General features: G+C 69.5%; 15 protein-coding genes. 7 read left to right on the top strand and 8 right to left on the bottom strand.

The genetic code is table 11. From position 1 onward, the window contains the following. Positions 1-1566, bottom strand: coding sequence for an FAD-dependent oxidoreductase (locus Ahu01nite_RS29330; RefSeq protein ID WP_203839892.1), 1566 nt, complete (start codon positions 1564-1566; stop codon positions 1-3). A 35-nt stretch (positions 1567-1601) separates the two neighbouring features. After that, positions 1602-3107 carry an aromatic amino acid ammonia-lyase gene (locus Ahu01nite_RS29325; RefSeq protein WP_239159232.1) on the bottom strand — a complete coding sequence of 502 codons (1506 nt, stop codon included), beginning with the start codon at positions 3105-3107 and terminating at the stop codon, positions 1602-1604. 63 nt (positions 3108-3170) lie between these two features. Between Ahu01nite_RS29325 and Ahu01nite_RS29320 the strand changes: the two genes are divergently transcribed. Next, positions 3171-4706 carry an NAD(P)-binding domain-containing protein gene (locus Ahu01nite_RS29320; protein WP_203839891.1) on the top strand — a complete coding sequence of 512 codons (1536 nt, stop codon included), beginning with the start codon at positions 3171-3173 and terminating at the stop codon, positions 4704-4706. Beyond that, a complete protein-coding gene (locus Ahu01nite_RS29315) occupies positions 4696-6093 on the top strand; it encodes a class I adenylate-forming enzyme family protein (RefSeq protein WP_203839890.1) in 1398 nt (465 codons plus the stop codon). The genes Ahu01nite_RS29320 and Ahu01nite_RS29315 overlap by 11 nt, the downstream gene beginning before the upstream one ends. Before the next feature lie 32 nt (positions 6094-6125). On the opposite strand, the gene Ahu01nite_RS29310 is transcribed toward Ahu01nite_RS29315, so the two are convergent. From Ahu01nite_RS29310 to Ahu01nite_RS29300, 3 genes are read right to left on the bottom strand one after another with little or no spacing between them, the layout of a single operon-like run. Further along, complete coding sequence (locus tag Ahu01nite_RS29310) at positions 6126-6494, bottom strand: YybH family protein (RefSeq protein ID WP_203839889.1); 369 nt, start codon at positions 6492-6494, stop codon at positions 6126-6128. Then, on the bottom strand, positions 6491-6886 hold the full coding sequence (locus Ahu01nite_RS29305) for a VOC family protein (RefSeq protein ID WP_203839888.1): 396 nt from the start codon (positions 6884-6886) through the stop codon (positions 6491-6493). Before Ahu01nite_RS29305 ends, Ahu01nite_RS29310 begins: the two co-directional genes overlap by 4 nt. Next, positions 6886-8013 (bottom strand): serine hydrolase domain-containing protein, encoded by a 1128-nt coding sequence (locus tag Ahu01nite_RS29300; protein ID WP_203839887.1) that lies wholly within the window; start codon positions 8011-8013, stop codon positions 6886-6888. Before Ahu01nite_RS29300 ends, Ahu01nite_RS29305 begins: the two co-directional genes overlap by 1 nt. Positions 8014-8077: 64 nt before the next feature. On the opposite strand from Ahu01nite_RS29300, the gene Ahu01nite_RS29295 reads away from it, so the two are divergent. Continuing rightward, positions 8078-8548 carry a hypothetical protein gene (locus Ahu01nite_RS29295; protein ID WP_203839886.1) on the top strand — a complete coding sequence of 157 codons (471 nt, stop codon included), beginning with the start codon at positions 8078-8080 and terminating at the stop codon, positions 8546-8548. Here Ahu01nite_RS29295 and Ahu01nite_RS29290 read toward each other — a convergent pair whose 3' ends face one another. Beyond that, positions 8549-9496: a GlxA family transcriptional regulator gene (locus Ahu01nite_RS29290; RefSeq protein ID WP_203839885.1), complete on the bottom strand. Its 948-nt coding sequence runs from the start codon at positions 9494-9496 to the stop codon at positions 8549-8551. It abuts the gene before it with no gap. 97 nt (positions 9497-9593) lie between these two features. Between Ahu01nite_RS29290 and Ahu01nite_RS29285 the strand changes: the two genes are divergently transcribed. The 3 genes from Ahu01nite_RS29285 to Ahu01nite_RS29275 are packed head-to-tail and all read left to right on the top strand — an operon-like array spanning position 9594 to position 10443. Further along, on the top strand, positions 9594-10028 hold the full coding sequence (locus Ahu01nite_RS29285; protein WP_203839884.1) for a hypothetical protein: 435 nt from the start codon (positions 9594-9596) through the stop codon (positions 10026-10028). 2 nt (positions 10029-10030) lie between these two features. After that, a complete protein-coding gene (locus tag Ahu01nite_RS29280) occupies positions 10031-10306 on the top strand; it encodes a DUF3817 domain-containing protein (protein ID WP_203839883.1) in 276 nt (91 codons plus the stop codon). Continuing rightward, positions 10303-10443, top strand: coding sequence for a hypothetical protein (locus tag Ahu01nite_RS29275; RefSeq protein WP_203839882.1), 141 nt, complete (start codon positions 10303-10305; stop codon positions 10441-10443). The genes Ahu01nite_RS29280 and Ahu01nite_RS29275 overlap by 4 nt, the downstream gene beginning before the upstream one ends. Positions 10444-11304: 861 nt before the next feature. On the opposite strand, the gene Ahu01nite_RS29270 is transcribed toward Ahu01nite_RS29275, so the two are convergent. Further along, positions 11305-11958 (bottom strand): hypothetical protein, encoded by a 654-nt coding sequence (locus Ahu01nite_RS29270; RefSeq protein WP_203839881.1) that lies wholly within the window; start codon positions 11956-11958, stop codon positions 11305-11307. A gap of 183 nt (positions 11959-12141) precedes the next feature. Here Ahu01nite_RS29270 and Ahu01nite_RS29265 point away from each other — a divergent pair, with 183 nt between their 5' ends. Next, complete coding sequence (locus Ahu01nite_RS29265) at positions 12142-12486, top strand: VOC family protein (RefSeq protein WP_203839880.1); 345 nt, start codon at positions 12142-12144, stop codon at positions 12484-12486. 107 nt (positions 12487-12593) lie between these two features. Here Ahu01nite_RS29265 and Ahu01nite_RS29260 read toward each other — a convergent pair whose 3' ends face one another. Continuing rightward, positions 12594-13037, bottom strand: a complete 444-nt coding sequence (locus Ahu01nite_RS29260; RefSeq protein ID WP_203839879.1) for a VanZ family protein — start codon at positions 13035-13037, stop codon at positions 12594-12596. Positions 13038-13208 lie beyond the last annotated feature (171 nt).

Raw genomic sequence — 13208 nt, 5'->3', positions numbered from 1 at the left:
TCAGCCCTCGGCGCCGGCGAGGCACCTGGCCAGGAAGGCTGCCAGCGGTTCGACGTGCACCGCGGGGCGGTCCCACTGGTTCTCCAGGTTCTCGGCGAGGTGGTGCGTGGCGACCACCGAACCCTCGCGGTGATAGCGGACCACCGGATGCAGGTACGCCGCATCGTGCGCCTGCCCGACCACGTCCTGCGCGACCCGGGACACCGTGATGTCGAACGGGTCCACCTGGTCGTGGTCGGGGCCGTACTCCAGCGTCACCACGAACGCGTGCTCGTAGTCGTGGTCGGCGGTGAAGAGCCCGGTCTGCGCGAAGTAGTCCACCGGGACTTCCTCGTGATAGCGCGCGCCGGATCCGTCCACGGTCACGACGTCGGCGAGGACGGCGAACTGCTGCCACAGCGCCGAGGTCCGGTTGACGCGGGCGATGATCGCGTCGGTCAGGGCCTCGGGGGTGGCGTCGAGCTTTTCCGTGGGCCAGGCGCTCTGGGCGTACCGTCGCTCGAGGATCTTGTGGAGCGCACGCACCGCATAGCGGAACCCGTGGATGAAACCGCTGGTGGATTTCTTGAAGTCACGCTCCTGCGAGAGCGTGCCGGCGAAGAACAGGCCGGGCACGTTGATCGACTCCCACGCCTCGGTCTGTGCCGGGAAGCGGTCCCTGATCACCAGCTCGGGCCGGCACGACTCGTCGAAGATCGACGCGTCGAAGCGGAAGCCGGTGCAGGCCAGCACCCGGTCGTAGTGCAGCTCCTTGATCACCTCGTTGACCCGGGAGAAGCTGAACGTGACCTTCAGCCCGTCGCCGTCGCGCTCGATGCTCTTGACGCTGCCGTCGAGGATCGCATTGGCCGACTTCAGCTGGTACGTGTCGAGGAAGTTGTTGTTGACCGCCCGCAGATGCCCGATGTAGTGGGTGCGCCACGCCATCCGCACCGAGCTCGGCCCGGCCAGGTGGATCAGCGTCGTCGTCTCCATCAGGCTGTCCGCGGTCTCGAACGCCGAGTTGCCCTTGCCGAGGATCAGGACCTTCTGGTCGAGATAGTCGCGCGGGTCGGTGGAGAACACGTCGTAGCCCTCGGCCAGCTCGAAGCCCGGGATGTCCGGCTCGACGGTCTTGGAGACGCCGGTGGCGACGATCACCGCGCGCGCCTGCCAGCTGTCGTCGCCCGCCGTGACCACGAAGACGCCGTCCCGCTTGGCGACGTTTGTGACGCGGGTGTTGTAGCGGACCTTGACGCCGGTCTTGGCCGCGAAGTCCGCGAGGTACTGCACCATCACGTCGGCGTCCGGGAAGTAGCGCTCGGTGTAGGACGTGAACCGCAGCGCCGGATCGTCGCTGAGCAGCGAGTTCCAGTCGAGCCGCAGGTTCAGCTCCGGGTCGTCGGTGCCCGTGTGCGGCTTGTTGATGGAGATCAGTTGCCGATGTCGGGGATAGGTGGCGAAGAAGGCGCCCGGCGCGTCCGAACCCTCCAGCACCAGGTAGTCGCGCTTGCCGTCGGCCTCGAGCAGGGCGGCCAGCTGAAGTCCGGCCGGCCCGGCCCCGATGATCAGGTAATCAAGCGTCACGGCGCTCTGTTCCAATCCGCAGCGGAAAACTGAGGTCAAAGCGAAGGGTATGAGTCAGAAATCAGAGAAATTTCAAGCTTTGCGAGTACGCGGGCCGCGGCGCGCACGTCGCCGTCCAGCGGACGGTCGGGATCTATCGGGGGTACGGCGTCCGCGAGCGCTTCGAAGATCGTGCGGGTGTGCGGCGCTGTGGGCGTACGCGAACCGACGTGAACGGCCTGGCGCAGACCCACCGCGAGCGACCCGGTGATCAGGCTGAGCAGCTCCGCCTGGTCCCATGCGCGCAGCGCGGCCTGCGTACCCAGGGGAATGACGTCCTGGTTGTGCAGGTTGGTGGGCAGGCTCTGCATGCTCGCCGGCATCGAGTCCCGCCGGATCTCGGCGATCAGCGCGGTCGAGGCGAGCTGGACGCCCTGCAGTCCGTGCTGCTGACCGGGACCCGCCGCGAGCATGGGTGGCAGGCCGTTGTTGCGGACCGGGTCGACGAGCAGGTCCAGCTGGCGTTCCGCGAGATTGCCGATCTGCGCGATCACCATCGTCAGCATGTCCCCCGCGAACGCCGCGGGCTGGCCGAAGAAGTTGCCGCCGTGCACCACCTTGTCGGCGGCGGCTTCGAAGATCGGGTTGTCACTGACCCCCGCCAGGTCGGCGGTGACCACGCCGTCCACATAGCGCAGGGCGTCCTCGGCCGCGCCGAGCAGCTGCGGCGAGCACCGGATGCTGTACGGCTCCTGCAGCGGCCGTTTGCCAGGCTCCACGCCCTGGAGAGTCGCGCGCATCGTGGCCGCGACGTCGATCGCGCCGGGGTGGGCGAAGCGGTCGATCAGGTCGGCGTCGAGGAACTGCGGATCGCAGCCGAGCAGGTCGGCGAGCAGACAGGTGAGCAGCTGGATCACCCGGTGCGAGCTGCGCACCCGGTCGAGGGCCAGCGCCAGCGCCGCCGTGGTCAGCGACGTGCCGTTGACCAGGGCGAGCGCGTCCCGCCCGTCCAGCGGCAACGGTTCCAGACCCGTTGCCTCAAGCGCTTGCGCCGCGGGGAGCCGCTCACCATCCACATAGGCGTAACCACGGCCTCGCAGCGCCTGCGCCGCAGCCCCCAGCGGGATCAGGTCGCCGCTCGCGCCGACCGAGCCGAGCCGCGGCATCGCCGGGGTGAACGTGGTGCCGAGCATGGCCACCAGCGCGTCGATCACATGCGGTGACACACCGGAGGCGCCCTGCGCGAGGGACCGGGCCCGGATCAGCATCGTCGCGCGTACCACGTCCAGGGCGATGTCCGGGCCCTGGCCGGCGCCGAGATGCGCGAGCGTGTTGTCGGCCTGGTCGCGCAGATCGGCCCGGCCCGCATAACCCACCAGCGCACCGAACCCGGTGGTGCTGCCATAGACCGCACGGTCGTCGCCGAGCACCTTGGTCAGGAAGACGCGCGACGCGGTGACCCGTTCCCGGACCTCCGGACCCGCGACCACCGTGATCGGATCGCGCGCTGCCCGCAGGTCGGCGATGCGCAACGGCGCCGCCAGATCCACCTCAATCGTCATGGTCGCCGACGGTAGAGACCATTTCTCAGAAGGCTCTGAAATCGCCTCAGTAGGTTGCGGCGCATGACGCACGACTACCTCATCATCGGCGCCGGACCCGCGGGTCTGCAGCTCGCCGCCCTGCTGGAGCGCGACGGTCAGGACTACGTCGTGCTGGAGGGCGGCGCCGCACCGGGCACGTTCTTCGCCACCTATCCGCGGCACCGCCAGCTGATCTCGATCAACAAGGTCTGGACCGGATCCAAGGATCCCGAGTACAACCTGCGCGCGGACTGGAATTCGCTGCTCACCGACGATCCGGCGCTGTTGTTCAAGAACTACAGCTCACGGTATTTTCCCTCCGCCGACGATCTCGTGCGCTATCTCGCGGATTTCGCCCGCGGGCTGAACGTCCGGTATTCCACGCCGGTTTCCTCGGTCTCCACGTCGACCGACGGCTTTGTGGTCAATGGGACATATCGGGCGCGGCGCGTCATCGTCGCCACCGGCGTCTCACAGCTCTACGTGCCGCCGATCGAGGGCGTTGAGCTGGCCGAACGCTACGACACCGTCAGCGTCGACCCCGACGACTTCGTGAACCAGCGGGTGCTGATCGTCGGCAAGGGCAACTCCGCCTTCGAAACGGCCGACGCGCTCATCGAGACCGCCGCGGTCATCCACGTCGCCGGCCCGCACTCCATCAAACTGGCCTGGCAATCGCATTACGTCGGGCACCTGCGCGCGGTCAACAACAACTTCCTCGACACCTATCAGCTCAAATCACAGAACGCGGTCCTCGACGGCACCATCGAGGAGATCACGCGCAAGCCCGGCGGCGGCTTCCGGGTCCTCTTCCGGTACGCCCGGACCGTCGAAAACCTGCGAGAGCTCGACTACGACCGCGTGATCCTGTGCACCGGTTTCCAGTTCGACGCGACCCCGTTCGACGACTCGGCGCGCCCCGCCCTGGTCATCAAGGACCGGTTCCCCGAACAGACCCCGGCATTCGAATCGGTCAACGTCCCCGGAATGTATTTCGCCGGCACCCTGACCCAGCAGCGTGACTTCAAGAAGTCGACGAGCGGTTTCATCCACGGTTTCCGCTACGGCGTCCGCGCCCTGCACCGCATCCTCGGCACCCGCTACCACGACACACCGTGGCCCGCCCGTGAGCTGGACCTGACGCCGGAGGCGATCGCCGACGCGATCATCGCCCGGATCAACGTGACCTCGGCGTTGTGGCAGCAGTTCGCCGTGCTGGCCGACGTGGTGACGGTCAGCGGGTCCGCTGTGCAGTACCAGGAGGAGGTGCCGGTCGCGTACCTCGCCGATGGTGGTCTCGGGGTCTTCGACCTGGCCTTCGTGACGACGCTGGAGTACGGCCCGGACCACGACCAGGTCGACCCCTTCGACATCAGCGTCCCCCGCATCGCCGAGAACGACGCGGCCGCGGCCCACGACGCGAGCTACCTGCACCCGGTGGTCCGCGTCCGCCGCGACGGCCAGGTGATCGCCGAGCACCACCTCGCCGAGAACCTCGAGAACCACTGGAACCTGCCGACCGTGCACCAGCAGCCGCTCGTCGCGTTCGTGAAGGGCATCCTCGCCGATGCACTCTGAAGTCTGGCCTCAGCCGCTGCTGGACCTGCTCGCCACGGGCGATGACCGCCCTGTCTTCGAGGACGGCGCGCGGGTGGTCACCGCCAGGGAGATGCACGGCATGATCCGCAGGATCGCGGCGGGCCTGCGGGGGCTGGGCATCGGCCCCGGGGTGGGCGTCGCGCTGAAGCTCGGTGTGTCGGCCCCGGCCTTCGCGGCCACCATCGCGGCTTTCACCGTCGGGGCCCGCGTCTCAGGCCTGCGGCCAGGGCTCACCCCGGCTCAGCTCGACCATCTGCTGAGCAACGACGACGCCACGCTGATCGACGACGCGGCGGTCACCGACCTGCTGACCACTGCGGATTCTTCTCACCCGCTCGTCGCGGAGGGAAGGCCGCCGGACATCGCCCGGATCATCTACACGAGCGGCAGCACGGGCGACCCCAAGGGCTGCACCCAGACGTACGCGGCCATGTCAGCGGCCTGGGCGCCCTACCCGGACCGCTGGCCCCCCGCCGTGGCCGAACTCGCCTCCCGGATGCAGCGCTACCTGGTCTTCGGCTCCCTCGCCAGCCAGGTGATGCTCGAATACGGCATCCTCACCCTGGCCGCGGGCGGCACCCTGGTCGTCGCCCACCCGCCGGCCTTCCCCGATGCCATCGTCACCCACCGGGCCACGGCCAGCGTCATCACGGTCGGCAAGCTCTACCAGCTCGTCCGCGACCAGCGCGCCGACCCCGCCGACCTGAGCAGCCTGGGCGCGCTGCTGGTCTCGGGCTCCCCGCTGGACCCCGGCCGGCTCGCCGAGGCCCTCGACGTCCTCGGCCCGGTCATCTTCCACGGCTACGGCCAGACCGAAACCGGCATGATCTCCATGGTCACACCCGCCGAGATGCTGGCCTCCCCGGCCGCCCTCGCCTCGGTCGGCCGCCCGCCCATGGTGAACGACATCTCCCTGCGCGACGGCGAACTCTACGTCCGCACCCCCGCCCAGGCCGGCTCCTACTGGAAGAACCCCTCCGAGTCGGCCGAGGTCTTCGCAGACGGCTGGATCCGCACCCGCGACCTCGCCGAACTCGACCCCCAGGGCAACCTGCGTCTCCTCGGCCGCACCCGCGACGTCATCATCGTCAACGCCAACCTCGTCTACGCCGGCCCGATCGAACGAACCCTCGCCACCGACCCGGCCGTCGCCGAGGCCTACGTCGTCGGCCGCCCGGACGAACAGACCGGCGAGGCCATCCACGCCTACCTCGTCGCGGCCATCGGCCAGACCCCCGACCCCGCCCTGCTCCGCAAACTCGTCGCCCACCGCCTCGGCGACGCCGCCGTCCCCCGGACGATCACCCTGATCGACCAGGTCCCGATCGCCCCCACCGGCAAGCCCGACAAGAACGCCCTCCCCTAGCCGCCGTAGCCTGCTCGGGCCAGTTGGCCCGACTATTTGTCGGGTTCCTGCATCCACCACTCGGTGAACTGGCGGGCCTGGCCGCTGTTGTCCAGGCGCAGCACCCACATGTTGCGGAAGACCCGGACCGCAGGTGCGGTGTAGGCGGTGCGGCCCTCGATGACGGCCAGCTCGTCGGTGACGATCACCGGGTGCCAGGTGAAGGTGAACGTGCCCGGGTCGTCCTTGCGGTCGAGCCACTTGGCGACGATGGTCTCGCGGCCCAGCCAGGGAGCGGCGAACGGCTCGGTGAAATAGGCGGCGTCCTCGGCGAAGAGGCCGCCGATCCCATCGGGGTCGTTGGAGAGCCAGGCCGCGCGGTAGTTCTCGACCCAGGCGGTGACGACGTCGAGGTTGGTCATGACGGCTCTGCCCCGGGGTAGTTCGCGATCTCCACGAGGTTGTCGTCGGGGTCCCGTACATAGACGCTGCGGATCTCGCCCTGGGCGCCGGTGCGGGTCACCGGGCCCTCGATCAGGGGCACCCCGTGCTCGGCCAGGGTGGCCATGACCTCATCCAGCGGGGTGGCGGCGATCAGGCAGAGGTCGGCCGTGCCGGGGGCCGGGTGGGCCGCCTTGGGTTCGAACTCGTGCCCGGCCTCGTGGAGGTTGAACTTCTGGGTGCCGAAGTGCAGCGCCCACCGCTCCCCCTCGAACGACTCGGCGCGCATGCCGAGCACGTCGCGGTAGAAGGCCAGGGTGCGGTCGATCGAGGCGACCGTCAGGACCAGGTGGTCGAGGGTGAGGATGCGCATCACTCGTACGCCAATCGCTCGAAGTCGGTCATCGTGCCGTTCCAGAGCACGTGGCTGGCCTGGGTGAACGCGAGTGCGATCAGGTTCTCGCGGCGGTTGTTGAACCAGATGGTGCCGTAGCCGCCGGGCCAGCCGTACCGCCCGTTGGTGTCCTTGACCGCCACGCCGAAGCCCCAGCCGTCGCCGTCGAGGAAGCCGGAGCCGGCGATCTGCTCGGGGGTCAGGTGGTTGGTGGTCATCAGGTCGACGGACTTCTCGGACAGCAGCCGGGTGCCGCCGTGCACGCCACGGTTGAGCAGCATCCGGGCGAACGAGTGAAACTCGTCCACAGTCGAGACGAGGCCGCCCGCGCCGGTGGGGAACGACGGGTCCTGAGCCCAGACCTCGGGGCCGGTCGCGGTGTTGGCAGTGAGCGAGCCGTCGGCGGAGTCGCTCGAGTAGTGCACCGGAAGGTCCCGGGCGCGCTCGGGCGGCAGCGAGAACCCGGTCTCGCGCATGCCGAGCGGGTCGAGGAGGCGCTCCCGCAGCACCTCACCGAGCGGTTTGCCTGCGGCGCGGGAGATCAGCACGCCGAGGACGTTGTAGGCGGTGTTGTACTGCCATTGCGTGCCGGGCTGGACCATGAGCGGCAGGGTGGCGAACCTGCGGATCCATTCGTCGGGCTCCCACGGCGTACGCGGCTCGGGGGCCCCGAGGGCGAGTTGCAGTTCCTCGGCCGCCTCGACGACGGGCCACACGGTCGCCGGGTTGAGGATCATGCCGGTGCCCATCCGGAAGGTCAGCAGGTCCTCGACGGTGACCGGGCGCTCCAGCGGAACCGTCTCGTCGAGCGGGCCGTCCGGGCGCGCCAGCACCCGCTGACCGGCGAGCTCCGGCAGCACCTTGTGGATCGGCTCCTCGAGATCGAGCACATCATCCTGCGCCAGCACCAGCGTCAGGGCGGCGAGCACCGGCTTGGTCATCGACGCGATCCGGAAAACAGTGTCGCGGCGCATCGGGACGCCGCCCTCGAACGCGGTCGCGCCGATCGTGTCGACGCGGACGTCATCACCGCGAGCGATGAGCGTGACGATCCCCGGGAACTCGCCACGCTCGACGCGAGCGGTCAGCACCTCATGCAACGTCATGGAACCCACCTTGCCAGGAACCTCCGGCTGCGGGGCTGTCGGACCCTCCGGATAGCGTCTTGGCGTGACCAATCAGTGGCGGCATCTGCCCGCGCCGGCCCGGCCCATCGCCGCGGCCCTGGCAGCGGCGGTCACAGCCGCGAAAGCCAAGGACAAGCAGGCCCTGACCGAGGCGGTGGCCGAGCTCAGCGCCCAGGACCAGGCCCAGACCGGGCTGATCCTGGGTACGACCGTCCGACTGCTCCTCGAGACCCGGCACCCGGACGGCATCGACGCCGACGACGTGCGCGCGGTGCTGAGCACCACCGTCATGCCGGCCCTGCCCTGGAGCCCCGAGGTCGACCCCCAGGTCCTGCTCTACCTGCTCGCCAATGCCCTCGGCGTCTGGGAGGACGACGGCGAGCCCAGCCCCAAACCGGAGCCGCTCGCGCTGAACGCCGCCCTGCTGATCGACCACCTCATCGGCGAGGACCCGATCGGCCAGGTGCTGACGGCGACCCTCGCCGAGATCGAGCGCGCCCAGCTCAACGACTGATCAGACCCTCGACCGGAACGCATGCCGGTACGCGTGCGGGCTGGTCCCGACGATGCGCTTGAACCGGTCACGAAAGGCCGTCGGCGAGCCGAACCCGACTGTCGATCCGATCCGGTCCACGCCCTCAGCCGTCGTTTCGAGCAGGTGCTGGGCCCGGCGGATGCGCGACAGGTGCAGCCACTGCAGCGGCGTCGTGCCGGTGTGCTCGCGGAAACGCCGGTTCAGGGTGCGGGTGCTCATGCCGGCGTGCGCGGCTATCTCAGCGGTCGTGAGCTCCCGGTCCCCGCTCTCGTCGAGCCAGCGCAACAGCGGTTCCATGGTCGAGCCACGCGGGGCGGGCGGCTGCTCGGGGACGATGAACTGCGCCTGACCACCCGCGCGTTCCAGCGGCATGACCGACAACCGGGCAGCGTCCGCCGCAACGGCCGAGCCGTGGTCCCGGCGGATCATGTGCAGGCAGAGATCCATTCCCGCGGCCGCTCCCGCCGAGGTCAGGAACTGTCCGTTGTCGACGTAGAGCACGCCCGGGTCCACCTCGACCGCCGGATGACGCGCCGCCAACTCGGGTGCGGCGATCCAGTGGGTGGTCGCCCGGAGCCCGTCGAGCAGGCCGGTCGCGGCCAGCACAAAAGCGCCGGCACAGATGGACGCGATCCGGGTGCCGCGCGCTGCGGCCTCCCGCAGCCCTTTTACAACCTCTTCGGGTACGCCCAGAGCCACGTCAGCGATCCCCGGCAGCACAATCGTGTCAGCGATCGCGAGGACGTCCAGCCCCCACGGCGCGCGCAGGGTGAACGCCCCGGCGTCGACCTCATCGGTTACGGCGCAGACGCGGACGTCGTACGGAAATGATCCGTCAGCCAGACGCGTGCGGGAGAAAACCTCAAGAGGCGTGGACAGGTCGAACGGCACCACGTTCTCCAACGCGAGCACGGCCACGATATGCATGGTCCCGGAGCCTATCCCGCCGCCTGGCTAAACTCCGTTGGCCTATGGCATTCCGGCCACTGTCCCCGGTTCCGGCGTGACCCTACGGTCGACAGACGTGACAGAAGTGCTCCTCTCCCTCCACGTCCTGGCAGCCATCCTCGCGATCGGCCCCGTAGCCGTCGCCGCCAGCATGTTCCCCGCGACCCTGCGCCGCCTCACCCCCGACACGGCCCCGGCACTGCGTACCCTCCACCGGATCTGCCGGGTCTACGCGGTCGTCGGCATCCTGGTCCCGCTCTTCGGCCTCGCCACCGCGAGCAGCCTGGGCGTACTGACCGAAATCTGGCTGATCATCTCCATGGCCCTGACCGCCGCGGCGGCAGCGATCCTCGCCCTGGCAATCCTCCCCCGCCAGGCGGCCGCCCTGACCGGCCCGCCACTGCCCGCCACCGCAGCCCGCCTCGGCATGCTCACCGGCATCTTCAACCTGATCTGGGCAGCCGTCGTCATCCTGATGATCGTCCGCCCCGGCTCAACAACCGGAGCCTGACCATGCCCCCTTCCCTGCGGCTCCGCACCGCCGCGATTGTCGAGCCGGCCTCGGTCATCCTGCTCTTCACCAACCTGGCCACCGTCCACTGGCCGGCGATCGCCACCCTCCTCGGCCCACTGCACGGATGCGCCTACCTGATCGTCATCGGCACAACCCTGCGAGAGTCCCCCGACACCCGCACCCGCCTCCTCGCCCTCCTCCCCGCGATAGGCGGCCTCCTGACCACCCGCCGCATCCTCGCCGCCCACAGATCGGAGGCAGACATCCCGGCGTGATCGATCAAGCACCCGGCCCGGTGCATCGCGGCCCGGTGCATCCCGGCCCGGTGCGTCCCTACGAGGTCCGCCGGATCGCGATCGTCCTGGAGGATCCGGGCTGTTCGCGGGCCGGAAAGCGGACGTTCGGGCCGTGACCCCGGCGGATCCGGCAGGTGCCGACAGGAACCTCGGCGGAGAGCCGTTCGCCCGGTCGGCGACCGGGAACACCGGTCAGCCGGGCCCCTCCCGAGGCGAAAGTGCCGATTCCCCCGACCACCGAAGTCGGCACGCTGGGAGCTGCATCGATGCGGGAGGCGAATCGTTGAGCCAACCGGTGGCGGCGAGCTCGCCGGCGCCGTCCGCTGCCCGACAGGAGTCCGCCCATGGCCAAGGAACGACCGGTGAACACCGGAGGCAAGGCGGCAAACGCCCGGGGCCGGCAGCCCGCAGCGCCGCCCACCCCGGGCCCGCGCCGCCCCGTCACCGGAAGCGCCTCCGACCCCCGCCCGATCGCCCCACCCTTCCTGGCCCAACCGGCCCCCACCCGGTCCGCCGGCCCACCCGCCGAGCCGGCCCCTACCCAGACCGGTCCAAGCCAGACCGGTCCAGGCCAGACCGGTCCAGGCCAGACCAGCCCGAGTCAGACCAGCCCGAGTCAGACCAGCCCGAGTCAGACCGGGCCAGGCCAGACCGGTCCAGGTCAGATCCGGCCAGGTCAGACCGGCCAACGTCAGACAGGCCAACGTCAGACAGGGTCGGGTCGAGCCGTTCATGACCAGACCGTTCAGGGCCGGGTGTCCGCCCAAGGCCAAGGTCCCCAAGTCCAAGACGCGCAGAGCCAGAGCGCGTCAGGCCAGAGCATCCCGGGCCGTGGTTTCCAGGGGCAGGCCGCCTCTCAAGGGCAAGCCGCAGCGGATATGGCCGCAGTGGGCCGAGCTGAACACGAGCGCTCAACCCGGGAAGGCGACGCAAGGGATGCCGGCATGCCGGTAGCCGGTGAACAGATGGACCAGGGATCAGCAAGCCAGGGACCAACCGGCCGAGAGCACGCAAGCCAGGGCCCAGCCAGCCGAGAGCACGCAAACCAGGGCCAGACGGACCTGCGGCAGGTTGGCCGGCAGCCGGTTGGCCCGGAACGGGTTGGCCCGGGGCAGGTTGGCCCGGAGCAGATTGGCCCGGAACGGGTTGGCCCGGAGCAGATTGGCCCGGAGCAGAGGGTTCGGCAGCAGGTTGGCCAGGGGCAGGCGATCCGTGGGCCGGCGGGCCAGGAGCAGAGGGGCCGGGAGCAGGCGATGGAGCAGCTGGTGGAGCAGGAGGAGCCGGGTCGGGATCGTCTGATCAGGGGGGATGCCGGACGGGGCCACATGGGTGAGGGGATGACGATGACGGGTGCGGGTGATGGTGTGACGGTTAGAGGGCGGGCTTCCGCTCCGGATCAGGCCGTGGAGCAGGCGCCGCAGCGGGCTGGGGGTGCGCAGTCGCCGGCGCGGCCCGCGGCGCAGAATCCGGGCGGGTTGCGGGCGCAGGGGCAGGGCGCGGAGCGGGCGCGGGCTCAGGACGGAGAGCGGACGCAGGGGCAGGACGCACAGCGGACGCAGAGGCAGACCGGAGAGCGCGCGCAAGGGCAGGGTGCAGAGCGGGCGCAAGGGCAGGACCCACAGCGGGCTCAAGGGCGGGCGCCGGAGCAGGGTGGGGAGCGGCGGGTTGAGCAGGGGGTGGGGCGGGGTGGGAACAGGGCTGGGGAGGGCCGGGCCAAGGCTGGGGGGCCTCGGCCTCGGAATCAGCGGGGGGTGGCGAAGGTTCCTGTGCGGCCGGCGCCTCGGGCGCCGTTTCCTGGGTTGAAGTTGCAGCCGATGGTGCATGTGGCGGACATGCCGGCTGCTGTGAATTTTTATGAGGCTATGGGCGGCGAGCTCATCCATGGTGACCGGGATGGGGAGTGGGTGCTCATGCAGGTCGGGAATGCCCAGATCGGGCTTGTTGTGCGGCCGCCTGATCCCTCTCGGGGGGAGAGCACCGTGGAGTTGAACTTCTCCGCGACGATGCCCTTGGATCGACTTGAACAGATGTTGCGGGAGCGGGACATCACCATCGTGGAGGTGGCTGACGATCCCGAGGTCGGGGTTCGGCTGCATGTGGAGACGCCGGACGGGATGCCGATCAAGATTCACCATGTAGAGCCTGACCTGCTGGTGTAACTGTCCGAATTGTCCGGTCGGCCGCAACCGGGGCCGGCCGGTCGGGACTAAAACAGGCCGGTCGGGACCAAGGCCCGCCCCCGACAAGGCGGCGGCTAAGGCAGCGGCTAAGGCCGGCCGGAGGAAGTGGCCCGGGCGCGGTGGTCGGGGTCGGGGATCGCCAGGTGCAGGATGAGCAGGCCGATCAGGGCGCCGGCCGTGTTGGCGATCAGGTCGTTGATGTCCACCGTTCGCCGGCTGCCCACCGTCAGGCCGAGGACCAGCTGCGCGAGTTCGATCGTCGCGCTGGCCAGCCCGGAGCGGAGCAGCATCGGCAGGTAGCCGTCGGATCCGCGCCAGAGCAGGGGCAGCAGGATGCCGAACGGGATGAACATGATGACGTTCAGGGTGAAGCTGGGGCCGTCCACGTCGCCGGGGATCCAGCGGAGCATGTCGCTGAACGGGTCGCCCGCCCAGTAGGACGCCGGGTGCGGGTGGATGGGGAAGATGGTTACGGCGATGACGCTCAGTGCGTACACGGTGAGGGTTGTGCCGATGAAATGCCGCCGCATGATCATTCAACCGTAATCGATTCCGGACGTACGGCCTTCGGGGCCGTCGCGGAGATGACCACGCCGCGCTTCGTCATGCGGCCAGGGTGCCGCGCATTACGGAGCGCGTCCAACTCCCTTCACCCGGTAGGCGGAATGGCGTACGCCACTTGCAGTCGATAAAAGTTTGCA

The sequence above is a fragment of the Winogradskya humida genome (assembly GCF_016862215.1).
In the GTDB taxonomy this organism is placed as follows: domain Bacteria; phylum Actinomycetota; class Actinomycetes; order Mycobacteriales; family Micromonosporaceae; genus Actinoplanes; species Actinoplanes humidus.
This window is presented reverse-complemented; position numbering and strand designations above follow the sequence as displayed.